We start from the raw sequence: 5,527 nt of genomic DNA, 5'->3' as shown, positions 1-5,527 counted from the left end.
GCGCCATCACGCATCAGGCCATCCAGCCAACCCAGGTAGTCACGCATCTGCGCGAACGGCTGCGCATCACTGGCCACCGGGCCGTGGCCGGGCACCAGTTGCTTCCAGGGCAACGCCTGCAAGGTGTCCAGGTCCTTGAGCCACACCTCCAGCCCCGGGCTGTTGGGCGTGGTCAGGGCACGTTCGTAGAACACCAGGTCGCCGGCGAACAGCACGCCGGTGTTTTCATCGAGAATCGCCAGGTCGGCACCGGTATGCCCGCTCAGCGCCAGCAGCCGCAGGCGGTGCCCGCCCACTTCACGCACCCCCGGCTGCAGCACCTGGGTCGGCAACACCACCTCGGTACCGCGCATCCAGTCGCCAACCAGGCGGTACATGTTTTCGGCCATGGCGTCGCCTTGCTGGCGCAGCAGGTCGCGGGTGCCGGCCAAGGCGCCAATCGGCACATCTGCAAAGGCCTGGTTGCCCAGTACGTGATCAGGGTGATGATGGGTCAACAGCACTTCCAGCACCGGCTTGTCGGTGACGGCGGCAATCGCCTGACGCATCGCTTCGCCATAGCGTTTCGATGGCCCGCTGTCGATGATCACCACACCACTGTCGGTGACGATGAATGCGGTGTTGACCACATTGCCGCCATTGGCCTTGGCAAAATTGTCGGTGCTGCCTTCCAGCAACCAGGTGCCCTCGGCGATCTGCCGGGGAGTGAGCCGGTATTCCAGGTCGGCCTGGGCCGGCAGCCCCAGGCACAGTAGCAACAGCAGGGTCCAACGCATGACGGCGCCTCTGGTCTGGGGTGAAGTCGGGCAACTGCTCAGGGCACCGCTGCCTCGAACTGGTTGCCGCTGTTGTCCTGCAACAACAGCCGGGTTGGCCCGGTGCCGCGGATGTCAAAGCCCAGGTTGGGGTTTTCGCTGACCGCCGGGTACAGCTCGAGGCTCGCCAGGCGCTGGCCGTCCGCGTCTTGCAACTCGGCATGGTTGAGGAAGAACTCGGGAATGCCGCTGACCAGGCCGTTATCCATCGGGTGGGCCACCTGCAGGCGCAGGCGGCTGCTGTCGCCACGCGGGTAGCGCCCGCCCAGCACTTCACCGAGGTGCTCCTCCCAGCCGGGTTGGGTACGGACTACGCTGGGCGCGGTACACCCGCCACCTGCGGCATCAATCAGGGTCGAGCCGACATGCCACAGGCCATCGCGCGTCAGCACGGCGGCACGCAGCGGCGTGGCCTGCTCGATACGAATACGGATCGACAACCAGGGCAGCACGCGCTCGCCAGGCTGGAAGTCGACGATGCGCGGCAACGGGTTGAGTTCGGCCCAGGCGATGATCCGTACCACCTCGCCCGTGAACGCCCGGGCGTCGATCTCCAGCGGCACCTGCCGCGCGTCCTCGGCAAAGGGCGGCGCCAGCAGTTTTACACGGTCATCGAACACGAACGCTGCCTGGCCCAGTATCTGCTTGTGGTAGAAGTCCCACATGACCGAGGGCACCGGGTCTATGTGGGTGCCCTGCGTCGCAGCCTGGGCCGCCAAGGGCATCCAGCAGGCCAGCAGGAACGTCGCTCGCCAGTTCATGGCCACTCCTATTGATACATCTCCGGGACCTCGTAACGCAGGCCGTAAGTGGCATACATCGCCTTGAGCCGGCCATCACGGATCATGCCCTCGAGGGCCTCCTCCACCGCATAGGCCAACTGCCGGTTGCTTTCGTGCACAGCCATGCCGATTTCCCAGGCTTGCTTGCCAAGGTTCGGGTAGGCGTTTTCCGCCAGGGCCAGTTGCGGGTCGGCGGCTTGGTGCAGTTGCCAGTCGACCTCGCCGCGCATCGCCATCACCGCGTCCACCTGGCCGGCCTGCATCGCGGCAAATGCCTGCTGCACGTTGGGGTAATGGTGGGTCTTGGCGCTGAGCATGCCGTTGAACACCGAGGTCAGGTAGAACGACGGCACGCTGTCGACCTCGACCCCGATCGGGTGCTGCTGGAACACCGCCACACTGGCCACCGAGGCCAGCCGGCGCTGGTCATAGGCCACCTGCCAGCGCTCTTGCTGATAGGGGCCGAACATCACCACCTGGGCGTTTTCCAGCTCGCCCAGTTCATTGCGCTTCTGCGCGTAATCGTGATCGTATGGCACCCGCATCATCAGGTCGGCCAATTGCTGGTGGCGCAGCGGGCTGCCGCGCCAGATGTAGTCGCGCAGGTCATCGTCGAGCTTTTCTCCAGGCGGTGCCCAAATCAGTTGCAGGCGCACCCCCAAGGCCGTGGCGAGGGCCTGTGCCAGCTCCACATCGACGCCTCGCGGCTGGCCGTGGTCCTGGAAACTGTAGGGTGCGAAATCCTTGTACACCGCCACTTTCAACTCGCCGGCGGCGATGATCGCGTCGTAGTTGCGCACCTGCGCCTGGGCCACCGCGCAACACAGCAGCAGGCCACTCAACAGCACCGTCCACAGGCGCATGGCCGTCACTCCTCGACGTGCACGCTGTCCAGGTAGGTGCGCACCGCCCACAGCGCTTCCTGGCTCAGGTAATCGGCCATCTTAGGCATGTACACGCGGCCGTCGCGCACCGCACCGTGGCGCACCCGCTCAACGAACCACTCATCGCCGGCATCACCGGCATCGAGCATGCGCAGGTCCGGGGCGATACCGCCGGACTTGGCCTCCAGCCCATGGCAGGCCGCGCAGTTCTGGTTGTAGGCCGAGGCACCGATTTCCACGGCCTTGTCGTGCTCGGGTGAGCTGCGGTAAGGGTTCACTGCCGCCCAACCGTCGCCGTCCAGGCTAACGCCAGCGTCCTTGATCGGGGTCAAGCCCTTGGTCTCCACGGCCTGGGGCACCACGTTGCCATGGGCCCAGGCCGTGCCGGTCAGCACAGCCCCGGCCAGCAACCCTGCAGCAAGCAACACATCGCGTTTTTTTGTCATTGTTATGCCCTCACCATTGCACGCAAAGCCTCAACCACAGAGGCCGTGCCGCCATCTTAGAAACAGCCCGCAGGCGGCCGAATGCTGCTTTGGTGGCCGGGCCTTACTCCCTTGGTAGTAGGGCTTGTGGCGAAGGGCCAATTGAGGTGCCGTGCGGGAACTCTTCCCGGCAAGGGCGGGAATTTTTCCGTATCCCGCAACCACCGCCCCACCCCACCCTGTGCAGGCCAAAACCTCCACTGGGAACTGCAACCATGACAATAAGATCGCTACCCGCCCTTTCCCCTCTGGCCTTGAGCGTGCGCGTCCTGCTGATGGCCGGTAGCCTGGCCCTGGGCACTGTGGCAACAGCGGCCACCCCCTCTGCTGCACCTGCCGGCAAGCACGTCACCTGGGAAGACATCGCCAATGACCACCTGACCACCCAGGACGTGCTGCAGTACGGCATGGGCACCAACGCCCAGCGCTGGAGCCCGCTGGCCCAGGTCAACGACCAGAACGTGTTCAAGCTCACGCCGGCCTGGTCCTACTCCTTCGGCGACGAGAAGCAGCGCGGCCAGGAGTCCCAGGCCATCGTCAGCGACGGCGTGGTCTACGTCACAGGCTCCTACTCACGGGTATTCGCCCTCGATGCCAAGACCGGCAAACGCCTGTGGACCTACAACCATCGCCTGCCCGACAACATTCGCCCGTGCTGCGACGTGGTCAACCGCGGGGCAGCGATCTACGGCGACAAGATTTACTTCGGCACCCTGGACGCGCGGGTCATCGCCCTGGACAAAAACACCGGCAAAGTGGTGTGGAACAAGAAGTTCGGCGACCACAGCGCCGGCTACACCATGACCGGCGCACCGGTGCTGATCAAGGACAAGACCAGCGGCAAGGTTCTGCTGATCCACGGCAGCTCCGGCGATGAATTCGGCGTGGTCGGCCAGCTGTTCGCGCGCGACCCAGACACCGGCGAAGAGGTGTGGATGCGGCCTTTCGTCGAAGGCCACATGGGCCGCCTGAACGGCAAGGACAGCACCCCGACCGGCGATGTCAAGGCGCCGTCCTGGCCAGACGACCCCACCACCGAAACCGGCAAGGTCGAGGCCTGGAGCCACGGCGGCGGCGCCCCTTGGCAAAGCGCCAGCTTCGACCCCGAGACCAACACCATCATCGTTGGCGCGGGTAACCCCGGCCCGTGGAATACCTGGGCGCGCACGTCGAAGGACGGCAACCCGCATGACTTCGACAGCCTGTACACCTCCGGCCAGGTCGGCGTCGACCCGAGCACCGGCGAGGTCAAATGGTTCTACCAGCACACCCCCAACGATGCCTGGGACTTCTCCGGCAACAACGAGCTGGTGCTGTTCGACTACAAAGATAAGGACGGCAAAGTGGTCAAGGCCACCGCCCACGCCGACCGCAACGGCTTCTTCTACGTGGTAGACCGCAACAACGGCAAGCTGCAGAACGCCTTCCCCTTCGTCGACAACATCACCTGGGCCAGCCACATCGACCTGAAGACCGGGCGCCCGGTGGAAAACCCCGGCCAACGCCCGGCCAAGCCGTTGCCGGGTGAAACCAAGGGCAAGCCGGTGGAAGTCTCGCCACCGTTCCTTGGCGGCAAAAACTGGAACCCCATGGCCTACAGCCAAGACACTGGCCTGTTCTACATCCCCGGCAACCAGTGGAAAGAGGAATACTGGACCGAGGAAGTGAACTACAAGAAAGGCTCGGCCTACCTGGGCATGGGCTTCCGTATCAAGCGCATGTACGACGACCACGTCGGCACCTTGCGCGCCATGGACCCGACTACCGGCAAGCTGGTGTGGGAACACAAGGAGCACCTGCCGCTGTGGGCAGGCGTGCTGGCCACCAAGGGCAACCTGGTATTCACCGGCACGGGTGACGGTTTCTTCAAGGCGTTCGACGCCAAGACGGGCAAGGAGCTGTGGAAGTTCCAGACCGGCAGCGGCATCGTTTCGCCGCCCATCACCTGGGAGCAGGATGGCGAGCAGTACATCGGCGTGACCGTGGGCTATGGCGGCGCGGTGCCGCTGTGGGGCGGCGACATGGCCGAGCTGACCAAACCCGTGGCGCAGGGCGGCTCGTTCTGGGTGTTCAAGATCCCTAGTTGGGACACCAAGACTGCACAGCGTTGACCTGCAGCGGGGAGCGGGCCTGTGCCCCTCCCCGCATCAGCCCTTCTTCTGCATAGAGCCTTTCGCCATGAACTACTTACCCTTTGCCTTGCTGTTGGTGCTGTCCCCTGCCATGGCCGAGAATGCCGACGATGCTGGCAACGATGCCCCTTTGACCATCAACGGCTGCGTGATTGCCGAAGCCAGCCAGTGCCCGGGGGCCAACCTGCGCGGCGCCAAGCTGGCCAACCAGGACCTGCGCAAGATGAACCTGGCCGGCGCCGACCTGCGCGATGCCGACCTGCGCCATGCCCAGTTGGACCTGGCCAACCTGGAAAGGGCCCGCCTGCAAGGCGCCAACCTGACCCGCGCCAGCCTGCAACAGAGCAACCTGCGCTTGGCCGACCTGAGCAATAGTAGGCTGGTGGCCATTCAGGGCTGGGGGCTGTTCGCCCAAGGGGCACAGTTTGC

The 5,527-nt window shown here is 64.8% G+C and carries 6 protein-coding genes; 2 read left to right on the top strand and 4 right to left on the bottom strand.

The genetic code is table 11. The annotated features are described in order from the left end of the window. The 4 genes from APH35_RS27750 to pedF all read right to left on the bottom strand — a co-directional run. The coding region (locus tag APH35_RS27750) for a quinoprotein relay system zinc metallohydrolase 1 (protein ID WP_060515823.1) at positions 1 to 776 on the bottom strand (776 nt) is incomplete at its 3' end. Positions 777 to 814: 38 nt separating this feature from the next. After that, positions 815 to 1,576: a quinoprotein dehydrogenase-associated SoxYZ-like carrier gene (locus APH35_RS27745; protein ID WP_060515822.1), complete on the bottom strand. Its 762-nt coding sequence runs from the start codon at positions 1,574 to 1,576 to the stop codon at positions 815 to 817. 8 nt (positions 1,577 to 1,584) lie between these two features. After that, positions 1,585 to 2,460 (bottom strand): substrate-binding periplasmic protein, encoded by an 876-nt coding sequence (locus APH35_RS27740; protein ID WP_012272749.1) that lies wholly within the window; start codon positions 2,458 to 2,460, stop codon positions 1,585 to 1,587. A 5-nt stretch (positions 2,461 to 2,465) separates the two neighbouring features. Continuing rightward, entirely contained in the window at positions 2,466 to 2,927 is a 462-nt protein-coding gene (gene pedF, locus APH35_RS27735; RefSeq protein ID WP_012272750.1) for a cytochrome c-550 PedF, read from the bottom strand. Between the two features lie 254 nt (positions 2,928 to 3,181). On the opposite strand from pedF, the gene exaA reads away from it, so the two are divergent. After that, positions 3,182 to 5,077 (top strand): quinoprotein ethanol dehydrogenase, encoded by a 1,896-nt coding sequence (gene exaA / locus APH35_RS27730; protein ID WP_012272751.1) that lies wholly within the window; start codon positions 3,182 to 3,184, stop codon positions 5,075 to 5,077. Between the two features lie 67 nt (positions 5,078 to 5,144). Further along, positions 5,145 to 5,527 (top strand): pentapeptide repeat-containing protein (locus APH35_RS27725; protein ID WP_177335404.1); only part of this gene is annotated, 383 nt, incomplete at its 3' end.

The sequence above is a fragment of the Pseudomonas sp. NBRC 111132 genome (assembly GCF_001320565.1).
Classification (GTDB): Bacteria; Pseudomonadota; Gammaproteobacteria; order Pseudomonadales; family Pseudomonadaceae; genus Aquipseudomonas; species Aquipseudomonas putida_P.
This window is presented reverse-complemented; position numbering and strand designations above follow the sequence as displayed.